Raw genomic sequence first — 13942 nt, forward strand, 5'->3', positions numbered from 1 at the left:
TTTATTTTCCTTTTATCTGAAATTGATTTATTCAGATCAATGGAATGCATCGAGAAGCTTTATTGGTAGGTTGTCTAAAGACGTTATTTAGAATATAAAAACTAAACTTTGATGAAAAAACATTCATTTAAACACGATATTTATGCAAATTATTATGTTCATAATGCATATGAGCTTTATTATTTTTAATAAATCATGCTATACATGAGAAAACTTGCACATAAATGCTGATTTTAAAACTTAAAATAACATTGAAAATGACAACAGGTGTTTGATGAATCGGGATCATCAGCACTGTTTTCAAAAATGGCTGGAGTAGACTGATGGAACTAGACCGTTTTGATAAACAAATTTTAGAAATTTTGACCCATGAAGATGTCAATTTAAATGAACTGTCAGAGCGGGTGAATTTATCGGTCAGTTCAGTTCATCGTCGGATCAAACAATTGATTGATCACAATATTATCAGTGGTCTAAAACGTGAAATTAATTATCAAAAATTGGGATTTAGTTTGCATGTGCTGCTGCAGGTGTCCTTAAGCAAACATGATACAGACACCTTTGCTAAATTTTTAGAAGAATTAGAAAGTATTCCGGAAGTCATCAATGCATTTTTAGTGACAGGGCAGTCTGCCGATTTTATTGTGGAAGTCGTTGCACGAGATATGGAAAACTATAGTGAAATTTTACTCAAACGCATTGGTAAAATTGAACATGTGGTCGCATTACATTCGAGCTTTGTAATTAAACAATATAATGTTTTTAACTGTAATGGCTTATTAAATAAGGTTTAAATGCAGCCCTCATATATAAACTCAAACAGTTGAAAGCTAGGCAATAAAAAACGCACCGAAGGGTGCGTTTTATACTTCAGTCGATTGAATTATAGAGCTTCTAACTCAGCCATTACTTCATCGGTGAATTCAACGTTGGTATACACGTTTTGAACGTCGTCTAGATCTTCAAACATATCAATCATTTTGATGATTTTTTTCGCTTGTTCGATATCTGAAATCAACGCTTTAGTTGAAGGGTTCATGACCACTTCGGCGTTATCAGATTTTAAACCTGCTGCTGCAAGTGCATCCTGAACCTCACCGAAAGTTTCAGGTGTGGTGATAACTAGAATTTCATCTTCATCTACTTCAATATCTTCAGCACCAGCTTCTAAAGCGATGTCCATGATTTGATCTTCTAAAGAAACATCTTCAAAAGTAATCTCACCACGTTTAGTAAACATATAAGCCACTGAACCTGCAGTACCTAAATTACCATCAGTTTTCGAGAAGCAATGACGAACGTCAGGAACAGTACGGTTCAAGTTATCCGTCATTGTTTCAATGATGACCGCAACACCACCAACGCCATATCCTTCGTAGGTTACTTCTTTTAGATCGGTATTTTCTTCACCACCCACACCACGTTGGATCGCACGGTTGATGGTGTCACGTGTCATGTTTGCAACTAATGCTTTTTCAACAACAGCACGTAAACGTGGGTTAGACGCTACATCACCGCCGCCTAAGCGTGCAGCTGTCACGATTTCACGGATAAATTTTGTGAATACTTTAGCGCGGCTTGCATCTTGTTTTGCTTTACGATGCTTAGTATTAGCCCACTTGGAATGACCCGCCATGCGAAATATGCTCCTTGTAGATTGGCCTTATGCCTATCAAATTGAGCAAATTCTACCATAATGGCTTTTTTGTGTGAAAGTACTGGATTTCATGAATTGAGTAGTTGAAAAAAAAATATCCAAATTTGAGAAAATAATGAGAAATGTCAAAACACTCGTACTGTAATTTTTCTTATGATGAGAATCGGGCTGAAAGAGTAAGTTCGATCTTTTTATAAAAGGAAGATATAAATACACAATGCATGGAGCACGTGACATTTATATCTTTAAATACGTATTTCGTTAAAACATGAATGGCGCTTAGTCTTTATTTTTAGGTTCTGGGATCACAATATCTAAACCTACTTTATCTTTATAGAGCTGCTTGATTAAGGCTAAATCGTGATCGAGCTCAGTCGGGTAAATCTTACCGAAAATACCACCTTGTTTGGTTTTTGAGTTGGCATACATTAATACAATCGGCACACCTGCTGCTTTAGCAATATACCAAAAGCCTGTACGAATTGGTTTTCGTGCTTCACCACGTACTGCACGGGTCGCTTCTGGAGCAATGACTAAATTAAATTTTTCGCTAGCTTCAAAATGCTTAACCATTTGAGTCACGATGTCTTTATTGGCTTTACGGTCTACAGGAATACCGCCAATCGCTTCAAGAACAGGTTTAAATGGACCTTTAAAGAGTTCTTTTTTAATCAGCGTGTGAATTTTAATGTCGTAAATTTGGCAAAGGGCCAATGAAAGAACAGCATCCATCATTGAGGTGTGTTCAAAGCCGACGATCACTTGTTTATTTTCTAAAACATCAGGTTCTACGTGGTATTTCCAGCCCGCCAATTTAAATGCAGATTCGCCAATAAACTTTTTCAACATAGTCGGTGATACGGTGATTTAAAAAAGGTGTAATTTCTGCTTGTTTGGATCATGAGTCAAGAGGATTTAAGTGAGCTTTGATCTGAATTGTGCATATATTTCAAATCGGAATAAGAAGGGATGATTGAAGACTGATACTTTTTAGCAATAAATCGGTTAAATTTTATATAGCAAAGCTATCATCATAGATAAAAATACTCTTAAAAATTTGCTAAATATGCCTAGGCACCGTCAGAAATTCTTATTAGACTTTTGTCGTAGGTTAAAAATTTTAGCCTGTTGGTCTTAACTCGATTTCTAACGGAGAACTCAAGCATGATTTATTTAACTGCTGTGTTATTCGCTGTTGCTATGTTTGCTTTGATTGTTATTTGGTCAATTGTTGAGTTTTATTTGGACTTAAGAAAGCCTGAACAGGTTGAGTCTTAATATTTGCGCTTTTAAAATGCGAAATATGTAGTATCTCTAAAAATCATGAATCAAAAAACATTTGCTTATAATGAATAAAATAATATCTTTTAAGTATAACAAATCGTGACTTAATTTATGGGTATTTAGAACTTAAGCTTTTAAATTTTTCTTGAATGTATTTCTTTGAAACCCACTTCTCGTATTAACCAATCGTGGCTTACTCAAGTTGGCTTGAAATTTTGTACGTATCTATATGTTATCTGCCATATCTTTTAAAGGCTTAGACTGACTTTATTTAGTTTTTAACATTAAAAAACCCCTCACGATTAATGCACGTAAGGGGTTGTTTTATATGGTGGGCCCACACAGACTTGAACTGTGGACCAACGGATTATGAGTCCGCTGCTCTAACCAACTGAGCTATAGGCCCTATATTCTGAATGTGTTATTTATCAACAAGTTCAGACGCAAAGCATACTAGCGAAGATTTTTTTAAAAGACAAGCCTTTTTCTTCACGGCTGCACACTAACACAACAAATTGGCTGTAGTTGCAGCAGTTGAGCTTGGATTCGACCAAAATGCACAAAGTGTCGAATCCTATCGTGATGTAAATCACGACAAAAGTTATCAAACAGTCAAAATAACCTTATAATAATGCCCATTCTTGTCAGTACCGTGCCCAACAGCGCTTAGATTGGTACTGGCCTCACATTTTTAAGTCAATGTCCTACAGTTATTCGGCTTATGTTTTCATTTTTATGTGTTGCACTGACACATAAGAATATTTAGGTGCCCACATGGAAATTAAGGTTAATTATCTCGATAACCTTCGACAAGAAGCCAAATTTGATGACTTCACGGTAATTGCCGACCAACCTATTCGCTATAAAGGCGATGGCTCTGCTCCCGGACCATTCGACTACTTTCTGGCGTCATCTGCATTATGTGCAGCGTATTTTGTAAAAGTGTATTGTGCAGCGCGAGACATTCCGACAGACAATATTCGCTTATCACAAAATAATATTGTTGATCCTGAAAACCGCTATAAGCAAATTTTCAAAATTCAAGTTGAACTGCCTGCGGATATTTCTGAAAAGGACCGTCAAGGTATTTTGCGTTCAATTGACCGCTGTACGGTTAAAAAAGTGATTCAGACTGGTCCTGAATTTGTCATTGAAGAAGTAGAAAGCATTGATGCAGATGCACAAGCTTTACTTATGCCAAATTTAGCGTCAGACAGTACCACGTTTATTCCGGGTAAAGATCTGCCATTAGAAGAAACCATTGCCAATATGTCAGGTATTTTGGCTGGTTTAGGCATGAAGATTGAAATTGCATCATGGCGTAACATCGTGCCGAATGTTTGGTCTCTACATATTCGTGATGCACAATCGCCAATGTGTTTTACCAATGGTAAAGGCTCAACCAAAGAAAGCGCATTAGCTTCGGCTTTGGGTGAATTTATTGAACGTCTCAATTGCAACTTCTTCTATAACGACCAGTTCTGGGGTGAAGAGATTGCCAATGCTGACTTTGTGCATTACCCAGATGAAAAATGGTTCCAACCTGGCCCAGAAGGCGAGTTACCTGTCGAAATTTTGGATGACTACACACGTGAAATTTATAACCCAGAAGGTGAGTTATTAGGTACACATCTATATGACACCAATTCAGGAAATATAGCACGCGGTATTTGCTCTCTTCCATTTGTCCGTCAGTCAGATGGTGAAACAGTGTATTTCCCATCAAACTTGATTGAAAATTTATACTTGTCAAACGGGATGAGTGCAGGGAATACCTTGGCAGAAGCGCAGGTTCAATGCTTATCTGAAATCTTTGAACGCGCAGTAAAACGTGAGATTTTAGAAGGTGAATTGGCTCTACCAGATGTACCAGAAGAGGTTTTAGCCAAATATCCAAGTATTGTTGCAGGTATTAAAGGCTTAGAAGAACAAGGTTTTCCTGTATTGGTAAAAGATGCTTCACTTGGTGGTCAGTACCCAGTGATGTGCGTAACCTTAATGAACCCACGTACAGGTGGGGTTTTTGCATCTTTTGGTGCGCACCCTAAACTCGAAGTAGCTTTAGAGCGTAGCTTAACCGAGCTTCTACAAGGTCGAAGCTTTGAAGGTCTAAACGATCTACCAAAACCAACGTTTAGCTCGAATGCAGTCACTGAGCCAAATAACTTTGTAGAACACTTTATTGACTCAAGTGGTTTGGTATCTTGGAAATTCTTTAGCGCACAATCAGACTATGATTTTGTAGAGTGGGATTTCACATCTGAAGGTGAAAATGCCAATGCGGAAGAAGCTGCAGCGATGTTTGCGATTCTAGAAGACATGGGCAAAGAAGTGTATATGGCGGTCTACCAGCATCTAGGTGCTACGGCATGCCGTATTTTGGTTCCGGGTTATTCTGAAGTGTATTTGGTTGAAGACTTGGTTTGGGATAACACCAACAAAGCTTTGGACTTCCGTGAAGATATTTTAAACATTCATCGCCTAGATGAAGATGAGTTAGTGTCACTGGTTGAGCGCTTAGAAGAGCTTGAAGTGGATGACTACACGGATATTGTGACGCTCATCGGGATTGAGTTTGATGACAATACCGTATGGGGTCAATTAACGGTTCTTGAGCTCAAACTACTGATCTATATTGCGCTACAAGAGTTTGAAGAAGCAAAAGAGTTGGTCGAAACCTTCCTTCAATACAACACCAATACAGTTGAACGTGGTTTGTTCTATCAATGCATGAATGTGGTTTTAGAAGTTGAATTGGACGATGACTTAGATCTCAATGACTATGAACATAATTTCCGTCGTATGTTTGGTGACGAACGTATGGATGCAGTGATTGGTTCAATGGATGGCAGTCTTCGCTTCTACGGTTTAACTGAAACCAATATGCAACTTGAAGGTTTAGATCGTCATTTACGTCTGATTGATAGCTATAAAAAATTGCATGCTGCACGTGCGAAGTTTGCCAGTCAGAACGTTTAAATCTGGGCTTGTGAATAACGTTACTCATGTGATCATCTATTTGAAAAAACTCTCCTAAGGGGGAGTTTTTTTGTGTAATATTTGCTGAAAATTAATCTATATCTGTGATGTTGATATTAATAAAAATCCTTATAACTCAGGTGAATATAAGGAAGGCTTAAAAATAACCGATTATCCGAAATTGTGTCATTTTAAAGTAAAGATATTTGACTCATTGGAAAAATATGATAATAAATTAGCTATGGCGTGTTTAGGCATGATCATAATATTTCAGGACGAAATATTCAGAAGCACATTAATAAATAAACGGGAGTTTTAACAACATGCTTCAATTATTCAGAAAACTATTTTGCATGCATATTTACGAATACGAGCAAATGGAAGAAATCGGTTCGCACAAGGAATGTCGTAAGTGCGGTGTGACAAAGTAATGCAGAGTCTAAGCCGAAAAAAAGTGAGCGAAAGCTCACTTTTTTAATGCCGGTCGATATTCAAATCATTAAAATAGAATCACATTCACAGTTTTCATGCAGATATGAGTAAAGATTTTCAAGCCGAGCGTTATACCGTCGATGCCAATATGGCAGATACCATTGCATGGTTATTACAACATCAGGATTGCTTTGAATCTTTTCATTATGATGTGATTCAGCAGCAATTGGTGGTTCAACATGCTAATGGTCAAGACATTATTCGTGAAGGGGATTATTTAAATGCAGGCTATGGAATTTTAATAACAGCACATAACTTTGTTAAGTAAACGATATATTTTCCCTACTCATGGTGATTTAGCCATTTCATTTGTTCGCACCATCTCTTGCATTGCACATTGAAACCTACCACTGATCATTCAATAAAACTAAGCCCCGATGTTCGGGGCTTGGGTTTTAAGCCATTTGCATGGCATCAGTTGAAAGCTGTGCAGCAGTTGGTTTGGGCTGTTCCGCGATTAAACCGAGTTTGCTAAATAAAAGCTGATCTTTGCCTTCGCCTGCATTTGGCGTGGTCAGTAGTTTTTCACCAGAAAAAAGTGAATTTGCACCTGCCATAAATGCCAAAGCTTGTTCTGAATCACTCAGGGATTCACGACCTGCAGAGAGTCGAATATAGCTTTTCGGCATAATGATCCGTGCGACTGCAATGGTGCGAATCCATTCGATCACATCAAGTTTCTCAACCTCTGCAAGTGGGGTACCTTGAATAGGGACAAGGAGATTAATCGGCACGGATTCAGGATGAATCGGCAGCGTTGCCAACTCCATCAAAAAGGCGATACGGTCATCACGGCTTTCACCTAAGCCCACAATTCCGCCGCTACAGATTTTCATTCCAGATTGGCGGACATAGTCTAGCGTCGTTAAACGGTCATCATAGCTACGCGTGCTAATGACATTGGGATAATACTCACGAGAAGTATCGAGGTTATGGTTGTAATAATCTAAGCCTGCCTCGTGTAGGCGCTCTGCTTGAGATTGATTCAGCATGCCAAGGGTCATACAGGTTTCAAGTCCAAGCGCTTTGACTTCACGCACCATTTCTAACACATAGGGCATGTCCCGTTCATGTGGATTGCGCCATGCAGCGCCCATACAAAAACGCGAAGAACCTGAGGCAAGCGCAGCTTTCGCTTCATTGATGACTTTTTCCACAGCCAGACGTTTTTCAGCCTCTAATCCAGAGTCATAATGTGCGGACTGTGAGCAATATTTACAGTCTTCAGGGCACTTACCGGTTTTAATCGAAAGTAAGGTGCTGACTTGAATATGATTGGCTTGGAAATATTCACGGTGAATGGTCTGTGCTTGGAATAATAAATCCATCAATGGTTGTTGATACAACTCTTGTATTTCTGGATGTGTCCAGTCATTTCGGTAGCTCATAAATGATCCATATTTTCTGCCTAATGCAGATCATCATACGTAAAATTTGCAGACTTCCAAGACTATTTTGTAACATTGAAATTTAGCTAAAATACATTGAAATGACTTTTTCAAAGAACTTTTGATTTTTAAGATGCTTGCAAAGTTAGGCTAAATGACAGCACAATCGCTGCAATGTTTATTTTGAGCTAAAAAATTAATTTTCTTGGATTACGTCACTAAGTTTTAGATTAAATGAAAACTTTGTAAGGATCTGGAAAATATAGAATGAAAACCCTTAAAGCATTTTTGAGTTTTGTTCTGTAATTGCCCAATCAATATGAACTTGCACAATCGCGTCATGTTTTTCGCGCGAATTTTTTAATGATTGCACAATATTTAAACTGTAGGGTGCGTTGCCTAAGCCAATAGCGATATTTCGCATAAAGCTTTGATAACCTGTTCGACGGATAGGACTGCCTTCCGTACAGCTTAAAAAGGTGGCTTCATCCCATTGCCAAAGATCTAATAAACTCACTTGGTCGAGACCATGACGTGGATAAAAGTCCTCAATTTGAGTTTTATGCGCAAAGCTATTCCATGGACAGATGAGCTGACAGTCATCACAACCAAACACACGGTTACCGATGCCACGACGTAATTCTTCAGGGATGATGCCTTTGTATTCGATGGTTAAGTAGGCAATACATTTACGTGCATCTAACATATAGGGCTCAACAATGGCCTGTGTTGGACAGATATCAATACAGGCTGTGCATGAACCACAATGTTTGGTTGCCGGCGAATCAAAAGGCAAATTGAGTGATGTAAACAGCTCACCTAATACAAAAAAAGAGCCTGATTTTTTATGAATCAGTAAGGTGTGTTTGCCTGTCCAGCCCATGCCTGCATTTTCAGCTAAGGATTTTTCAAACACTGGTGCAGAGTCGGCAAAGGGTCTAGATTCAAAATCTCCGATTTTTTCACGGATGATATTCGACAAGGTTTTTAAACGACCACGCATGACTTTGTGGTAGTCACGACCTCGTGCATAGCGTGCAATGATGGCTGCATTTGGTTCATCTGGAACATAACGTGGTTTTGGGGTTTCGACCAAATAATCCATGCGGACACAAATGATACTGCGGGTGCCGGGGACTAAAAGTGCAGGATTGGCACGTTTTTCAAGGTTTTCCTCTAGGAATTTCATATCGCCGTGATAACCACGTTCTAAATATTCTTTAAAACGAGGGAGTTCCTCTTGAGCATCTGGCTTTGCGATGACACAATCAGAAAAACCTAAATTTAAGGCTTGTGCTTTAATCCATGCTTTTAGGGTTTCTGGATCATATTGATCGACAGGAATTTTTTGTGCAGGAGTTGAAGCGGCCATAATCATAACAAGGAAAAACAATGCGTCTGCAAGTTTACCATAGCCCTGTTTATCTTAGCCAAAGTATTCAAGCTTGGGAGCAGCGTTGGTTTGCTCATCACAATAGCAGTTATGGTCTGATGCAGCAGGTCGCATGGTCGATTGCTCAGCAACTCATTCCAAGGTTAAAGCAGCAAAATTTAAAAAATATTGCAGTGTGTTGTGGGCAGGGCAACAACGCAGGTGATGGATATCTTACAGCGCAATACCTACAGCAAGCAGGCTTTCAAGTCGATATTTACGCCGCTGAAATTGGAGCATCGAAAGATTTACATCCTGCTGTACAAGAAGCGATAGATCACAAGCTCAAGATCTATACACATTTTGATTTTCAGCATGACTATGACGTTTATATCGACGCATTATTTGGTATAGGGCTCAATCGTGAACTTTCTAGCGAATGGCAAGCCATTATTCAACGATTAAATGCATGCACGGGACTCAAAGTTGCTATTGATATTCCAAGCGGTTTACATGCCAATACAGGGCAGCCTTTACCCATCGCATTTCAAGCCGATTATACCTTTACGGCATTGGGTCTAAAAGCAGGGCTATTTACAGGTCAAGCGAAGGAATATGCAGGTGAAGTTTCGGTGATAGCATGCATACCGACTGATGCTGAGCTTGAACCACTTGCGTATTTGTCGCCACAGAAAATCACTTTACCTGCACGTCAAGCTTTTGGTCATAAAGGCAGTTATGGCCATGTTTTGGTTGTTGGTGGCCATGTTGAAATGGGTGGGGCGGTGATTATGGCTGCTGAGGCTGCATTCCATGCAGGTGCAGGTAAGGTTACGGTTGTTTGTGATGCACGACATCACACCGCTATTTTGGCGCGCGCACCGAATATTATGCTACGCGATATCAATGCATTAACTACAGAAGCGATTCAGCAACTGATCGATCATGTCGATGCGATTAGCTTTGGCATGGGGCTTGGTCGTGACGATTGGGCACAACAGCAGTTTCAGTCATGGTTTCCATTGATTCAGCAGTCAACCTTGGAAATTGTTTTGGATGCAGATGCCTTATGGTTTCTAGCTGAAGCACCTAAAAATTTGAATGCACGAACCTATGCAACGCCACATCCGGGTGAAGCTGCGAAATTACTGGGTATTACTACTGCTGAAGTTGAAGCAGATCGTGTACAAGCAATTCAGTATTTAAAAGAAAAATTTCAAGGTCAATGGGTGCTTAAAGGCGCAGGCAGCTTAATACTTGAAGATCAGCTTTGGATTTGCACCGCAGGTAATGCAGGAATGGGTACAGGCGGTATGGGAGATGTGCTTGCAGGGATGATTGCAAGTTTAAAAGCACAATTTCATCAGCAAATTCATCTGCACGAAATCGTAAGCCTGCATGCTTTAGCAGGTGATGTATTAGCGAAGTCGGGGATGCGTGGTTTGCAAGCACAGGATATGGCCCAAGCGGTTTATCATGTGGTCAATCATTCAGGAGTTGAAGACTAAAATGCATGCGGTTAAATTGCGAATTCAAGGTAAAGTGCAGGGTGTTGGCTACCGTCGTTGGTTTGAGCAGCAAGCGCTTGCACTCGGTTTAAATGGCTATGTGAAAAATCTAGCGACGGGCGAAGTTGAAGCGCTGATTATTGGAACTGAAGATGCCATTCATAAAATACTGAAACACAGTCTGGTGGGGCCTTTACGAGCAGACGTGACTAAAATCGATCAGCAAGAAATTCCAATGCATGAATTAGACTATAGCGGTTTTAAAATGATCCGCTAAATTTGATCACTAGATTGAGTGGGCTTTGAAAACTGTCTGAATTACTGAGCGATATGATTTGACGATTATTTATCGACGTCGAGTGCTTACACGGCTTCGGCCACGAGCCATACCACCTAAGGCATTCAGTACAGCCATTTTACTCATACTACCAGACGCATGCGCATGACAAATCGCGGCAGCCAAAGCATCGGCTGCATCCTGCTGGGGTTTGATGCTTAGGTTCAGAATGCGCATAACCATCATTTGGACTTGTTCTTTATCTGCAGCACCATAGCCGACCACAGATTGTTTGATTTGCCGCGCAGTATATTCAGCGACTTGTAAATCTAAATTGGTTAAAGCAGCAATAGCAGCGCCACGTGCTTGACCTAATTTTAAGGCCGAGTCAGGGTTTTGAGCCATAAATACTTGTTCAACCGCTGCTTCAGTAGGCCCGTGAAACTTTACGATACGATCAATACCAGTAAAGATACGTTTTAAGCGTTCAGGCATTTCTGTTGTTTCGGTACGAATGGTGCCAGCATCGACAAAACGTAGTTTAGAACCATCCTTTTCGATGATGCCGTAACCAGTTAAGCGCGACCCAGGGTCAATACCGATAATTAATGACATGTTTGCCCTATTTGCCCTTTAAAAATAAAATAATGCCCATATTGTTACATAAGCGTGTCAAAAAAGCTTGATAGTGATTGAGCAGTTGAACGCAACACCTTAAATTAATTTACTGAGATTTGTTTAATTTTCATGAAATTATTTCTTCTGATTTTAGCAGGCTTGATCCTGGAAGTGTTTGTCTGGATCGGTGTGGGCGACCTCGTCGGCAGCATGTGGTATGTCTTTTTCTGGTTCGTGGCGGCCTTCTTTATAGGGATGAATATTATCCGTAAATATTCATCAGGTCTGATGCCTCAAATGCAGCAAATGCAAGCAGGTCAAATGAGTAATGATCCAGCTTTAACTGGAAATTTACCAAAAATTTTGGCTGGTTTCTTATTGCTGTTACCGGGTCTAATCTCAGATATTATGGCATTACTTATTTTGATTCCACCTGTACAAAATGCCATGAAAGCGGTCATGATGAAAACCATGATGAAGCGTCAGCAAGCCATGATGGAAAAAATGATGGGTGGCATGATGGGCGATATGGGAGGCATGGGCGGTGCTCAAGGTCAGAACCCACTTGCAGATATGATGCGTCAAATGCAAGATATGCAAAATCAACAATCAGGTCGTGGTTCATCCGTTATTGATGGTGAAGCTCGTGAAGTGACGCCAGATGCGAAACAAATTGAACTGAAAGATGTCAATAAAAAATAATTAACTCAGTATGAAAGGCCGAATGTGTATTCGGCTTTTTTTTGCGTAAATTTTGATACGGCCTAAAAATAAACCTTGTGTTGCCAACAAAAAAATTGAACAGGCGATATAATCTTCACGTTTTAATTCAAATGAATCAGCTAGCATGTCACTGTTATTCACCATCTGCGCGCTACATTTTGTTGCGCAGTTGAGTCCAGGTCCAGACGTATTATTAATTGCTAAAAGTGCTGCATCAACAACGCGTGCAAATACCTTAAAAATTATTGCGGGGATCTCTGTCGGGATTGTGGTATGGGTCGTTTTAACCTTATTGGGCTTTACGGTTCTGGTTGAGCAATTTCCATGGATACAACAAGTTTTAATGGCTGTTGGTGGATTTTTCTTGGCGAAAATGGGTTGGGCGATGTTTAGTGGTGGGCTTAAAAGTTTAAATCAAACAGCCAATTTAGAAGATGGGCAGGCCTTAAGTCAGCAGAAAACTGAAAATTATTTTTTATTAGGTTTATTTACAAATTTAGCCAATCCGAAAACACTGATCTATTTTAGTAGTGTGTTCTCACTGGCGTTGAGTTCATCAGCCAGTAGTAACCTAAAAGCACAGCTTGCTGTCATTATTCCGATTCAGACCTTTATTGTGTTTAGTTTGTTTATGATGATTATGTCTTTGCCTAAAATTAAAGCACTCTACCAACGGTCAGGTAGTTATATTGATCTGGTCTCAGGGGCGTTATTTTTAATTTTTGCAATTTGGCTGTGGTTCGACGCAATTAGAATGTTCAATCTATAAGGGCAGTGAATATATTGCTGTCAGCAAAGCGAAAGCCAAGTATTAGAACTTGGCTTTTTTTATGTGCCAATTTTATTGCTCTGGATTGGTTTGATCTTGGTCTTTGGATGGTGCTGTATTTGATGGATCTTGTGCAACATCGGTAGTTTCAGCATGATCACGATAACGGTTCGGCTTGAGGGTAGTTTCGGTATTTTCAGAACCTTTGTATGATCGGCTACGATTGGCGCGTTCACGTAAACCGCCTTTTTTAATTAACTGCACCATCGTCTAGAACCTCATTGCTATTGTCATAGTTTAAAGAATTTTCCTCGTGAAGATAAGTGAGCACGGCGATGCTAGCGCATAAAAAAGCCTGAAATCATTCAGGCTTTCATCATTTTAATTTCTCGCTTTGAATGACTTTAACGCGACCCGATAACGGTGCTTAAATTCAGCTTAGCTAAAATTTTACACATTGCCAGCTTGTTCATAGGGCTGTATTTGGCTGTTGTAAAAAAAGCTTAATTTTTACCATCTTGCTTGAGTACTTCAAAGATGTTGAGTTGGGTTGTCGCTTCAGTATCGTGCTGTTGCAAATACACTTGAACACTCTTAAATAGAATGGCAACAGCCAAACAACTGAGTATGCAAAATATCCAAAAGCCATATGGGCTACGGATATTATGCGAGCCACATTCGGAACATTCTTTATCGCTTGAAGCTAACACTTTATTGCAACAAGCACAGTGATATTGATAGTGCATTGCTATTCTCCATTTAGTCCAATTTGACCAACATTCTTGTTGTTATTGTCAACCATCAATCCGTGATGATTGTTTTATCTTAATGTGCAAATAAGCTGCTGTACAAGTTTTAAACGGTTTGTTTTGCTC

14 protein-coding genes and 1 tRNA gene are annotated in these 13942 nt (G+C 39.6%); 7 read left to right on the forward strand and 8 right to left on the reverse strand.

Features of this window, described 5'->3' with window-relative positions:
* Positions 1-323 precede the first annotated feature (323 nt).
* The gene (locus FTU02_RS00660; protein ID WP_067763303.1) at positions 324-794 is read left to right on the forward strand and encodes an Lrp/AsnC family transcriptional regulator; all 471 of its coding nucleotides are present in this window, start codon (positions 324-326) and stop codon (positions 792-794) included.
* Between the two features lie 89 nt (positions 795-883).
* Here FTU02_RS00660 and FTU02_RS00665 read toward each other — a convergent pair whose 3' ends face one another.
* The 3 genes from FTU02_RS00665 to FTU02_RS00675 all read right to left on the reverse strand — a co-directional run bounded on the left by FTU02_RS00665 (position 884) and on the right by FTU02_RS00675 (position 3347).
* Positions 884-1636, reverse strand: coding sequence for a YebC/PmpR family DNA-binding transcriptional regulator (locus FTU02_RS00665; RefSeq protein WP_078194353.1), 753 nt, complete (start codon positions 1634-1636; stop codon positions 884-886).
* A 300-nt stretch (positions 1637-1936) separates the two neighbouring features.
* Entirely contained in the window at positions 1937-2506 is a 570-nt protein-coding gene (locus tag FTU02_RS00670; RefSeq protein WP_180119718.1) for a 1-acyl-sn-glycerol-3-phosphate acyltransferase, read from the reverse strand.
* Between the two features lie 764 nt (positions 2507-3270).
* Positions 3271-3347 (reverse strand) — tRNA-Ile (locus FTU02_RS00675).
* Positions 3348-3715: 368 nt separating this feature from the next.
* On the opposite strand from FTU02_RS00675, the gene FTU02_RS00680 reads away from it, so the two are divergent.
* Together FTU02_RS00680 and FTU02_RS00685 are read left to right on the forward strand one after the other, a co-directional pair.
* Positions 3716-5920 (forward strand): OsmC domain/YcaO domain-containing protein, encoded by a 2205-nt coding sequence (locus FTU02_RS00680; protein WP_180155279.1) that lies wholly within the window; start codon positions 3716-3718, stop codon positions 5918-5920.
* 535 nt (positions 5921-6455) lie between these two features.
* Positions 6456-6680: a hypothetical protein gene (locus tag FTU02_RS00685; RefSeq protein ID WP_180007368.1), complete on the forward strand. Its 225-nt coding sequence runs from the start codon at positions 6456-6458 to the stop codon at positions 6678-6680.
* A 127-nt stretch (positions 6681-6807) separates the two neighbouring features.
* On the opposite strand, the gene bioB is transcribed toward FTU02_RS00685, so the two are convergent.
* Both bioB and queG read right to left on the reverse strand, forming a co-directional pair.
* Positions 6808-7800: a biotin synthase BioB gene (gene bioB, locus FTU02_RS00690; protein ID WP_180027230.1), complete on the reverse strand. Its 993-nt coding sequence runs from the start codon at positions 7798-7800 to the stop codon at positions 6808-6810.
* A 277-nt stretch (positions 7801-8077) separates the two neighbouring features.
* Positions 8078-9172 carry a tRNA epoxyqueuosine(34) reductase QueG gene (gene queG, locus FTU02_RS00695; protein ID WP_180155281.1) on the reverse strand — a complete coding sequence of 365 codons (1095 nt, stop codon included), beginning with the start codon at positions 9170-9172 and terminating at the stop codon, positions 8078-8080.
* Positions 9173-9192: 20 nt separating this feature from the next.
* Between queG and FTU02_RS00700 the strand changes: the two genes are divergently transcribed.
* Both FTU02_RS00700 and FTU02_RS00705 read left to right on the forward strand, forming a co-directional pair.
* Positions 9193-10680, forward strand: a complete 1488-nt coding sequence (locus tag FTU02_RS00700; protein WP_180155283.1) for an NAD(P)H-hydrate dehydratase — start codon at positions 9193-9195, stop codon at positions 10678-10680.
* A gap of 1 nt (position 10681) precedes the next feature.
* The gene (locus FTU02_RS00705) at positions 10682-10957 is read left to right on the forward strand and encodes an acylphosphatase (RefSeq protein ID WP_168379658.1); all 276 of its coding nucleotides are present in this window, start codon (positions 10682-10684) and stop codon (positions 10955-10957) included.
* Between the two features lie 69 nt (positions 10958-11026).
* Here FTU02_RS00705 and ruvC read toward each other — a convergent pair whose 3' ends face one another.
* The gene (gene ruvC / locus FTU02_RS00710) at positions 11027-11572 is read right to left on the reverse strand and encodes a crossover junction endodeoxyribonuclease RuvC (RefSeq protein ID WP_180155285.1); all 546 of its coding nucleotides are present in this window, start codon (positions 11570-11572) and stop codon (positions 11027-11029) included.
* 132 nt (positions 11573-11704) lie between these two features.
* Between ruvC and FTU02_RS00715 the strand changes: the two genes are divergently transcribed.
* Positions 11705-12277, forward strand: coding sequence for an FxsA family protein (locus FTU02_RS00715; RefSeq protein WP_180155287.1), 573 nt, complete (start codon positions 11705-11707; stop codon positions 12275-12277).
* A 145-nt stretch (positions 12278-12422) separates the two neighbouring features.
* Positions 12423-13067: a LysE family transporter gene (locus FTU02_RS00720; RefSeq protein WP_180155289.1), complete on the forward strand. Its 645-nt coding sequence runs from the start codon at positions 12423-12425 to the stop codon at positions 13065-13067.
* A 72-nt stretch (positions 13068-13139) separates the two neighbouring features.
* Here FTU02_RS00720 and FTU02_RS00725 read toward each other — a convergent pair whose 3' ends face one another.
* Together FTU02_RS00725 and FTU02_RS00730 are read right to left on the reverse strand one after the other, a co-directional pair.
* Positions 13140-13334, reverse strand: a complete 195-nt coding sequence (locus FTU02_RS00725; protein ID WP_111885752.1) for a hypothetical protein — start codon at positions 13332-13334, stop codon at positions 13140-13142.
* A 236-nt stretch (positions 13335-13570) separates the two neighbouring features.
* Entirely contained in the window at positions 13571-13813 is a 243-nt protein-coding gene (locus FTU02_RS00730; RefSeq protein ID WP_078192893.1) for a hypothetical protein, read from the reverse strand.
* Positions 13814-13942: the final 129 nt, after the last annotated feature.

The organism is Acinetobacter sp. YH12045 (assembly GCF_013419925.1).
GTDB classification, from domain to species: domain Bacteria; phylum Pseudomonadota; class Gammaproteobacteria; order Pseudomonadales; family Moraxellaceae; genus Acinetobacter; species Acinetobacter amyesii.